Annotated in this window: 1 protein-coding gene; it reads right to left on the bottom strand. The window is 68.8% G+C overall.

Going from position 1 to position 1637, the window contains the following annotated elements:
• Window positions 1-1620: phosphopantetheine-binding protein (locus ABZ154_RS34990; protein WP_356838500.1), on the bottom strand; the 1620-nt coding region annotated here is incomplete at its 3' end.
• Window positions 1621-1637: the final 17 nt, after the last annotated feature.

Below are 1637 nucleotides of genomic sequence, written 5' to 3'. Positions count from 1 at the left end.
GTCGAACAGCGTGCGCAACTGCAGGTCCACGCCCAGTACCGCACGTATCCGGTTGATCAGGCGGGTCGCGAGCAGGGAGTGTCCGCCCAGGTCGAAGAAGCTGTCCTCCATGCCCACCGCGGGCAGTCCGAGCACTTCCGCGAACAGACCGGACACGATCTCTTCCTGCGGGGTCCGCGCCGAGCGCGAGGTGCCCACCGAGTACTCGGGAGCCGGCAGGGCCGCCCGGTCCACCTTCCCGCTGACCGTCAGCGGCAGCGCCTCCAGCGCCACGAACGCCGCCGGCACCATGTACGACGGAAGCCGCTCCCCCAGACGGCGACGCAGCACCGACATCAACTCACCGGCCACCCGGGTCCGCACCGGGTCACTCGCCAGAGCCGACAGCGAACGCTCTCCGCTCGGCACGTACACACCCGTCAGCGCGCCCGAGCCCACACCACCGGGAACCAAGAGCACATCGAACGTGTCGAGCCGCCCGGTGGCGACGGTCACCAGCGCGTCCCAGCCTCGGGCCTGGGCCCAGACACACACCTCCTCCGGATCCACCCCCACCGTTTCCGCCAACAGACCCCGCACCCGCTCGATCGGCTCATCCGCGGCCACGGCCCGCGCGGCAGCGACCTCAGCCCCGAGCCGGGCATTGGGCACACCGACCACGCGCACCGGCAACCCCACGTCACCGCCCAGGGCATCCAGATCCGTGATGTCCCGGCCCCAGGTGAGGGCCGGTACTCCCGCCAGGGGCAACGGCCGGACGGGCGCCTTGTGCAGCACCACGTCGAAGCGGTGCCGGGTCAGCTCGTTGTGCGCCGCACCCCGCTTCCACCGCACATCCACCCCCACCACCTCAGACCGGGCAGCCGCCCACGCGGTGAAGAACCCAGGCTCCAGCAGAAGCTCCTTCTCGTTCACCACAGCCTGCTCCACCAGCGCACGCAACCGGGCCGTGTCCCCCACACCCTCCTGACGCGCCTGCACCGCCGTCTGGAACGCCCGCAACAAACCCCGATGCCGCACATCCCCAACAATCAGCCGGCCACCCTCGGCCAACAGACCAAACGCCCCGTCCAGCACCCGCTCCAAGTACTCCCACCCCGGGAAGTACTGCACCACCGAATTGACCACCACCGTGTCGAACCCACCCACCGGCAGACCCGACACATCATCGGCCCCCTGGCAACGCACCTCGACATGATCCCACCCCAGCCCCGCCACCTGACGACGCAACCGCTCCACCACCGACGACGAGAAGTCCGTCGCCCAGTACGACTCCACCCCCGCCGCCAAATACCCCATCAACAACCCCGAACCCACACCGATCTCCAACACCCGCCCAGGAGCAAACCCACGCACCCGCTCCACCACCGCATCACGCCACTCCCACATCTCACCCAACGCAATCGGCTCACCCGAATACGAGCTGTTCCACCCCTCGAACCCCTCACCCAACACCGCCACCGACCCGGCACCCCCATACACCGAGTCATAAATCTCCCGCCACTCATCCACCTGATCACTCACCGAACCGCCCGACTCCTCGGCGGACGGGACGACATACGCCACCAGGCGCAGGTCGTCAGCGTTGTGGCGACGGGCGATGACGAGGGCCTGCGACACCCCTGGTTCACCCTCCA

Source organism: Streptomyces sp. NPDC006261 (assembly GCF_040613515.1).
GTDB lineage: Bacteria > Actinomycetota > Actinomycetes > Streptomycetales > Streptomycetaceae > Streptomyces.
Note: the sequence above shows the minus strand (reverse complement) of the source record. Positions and strands in the feature narration are given on the sequence as shown.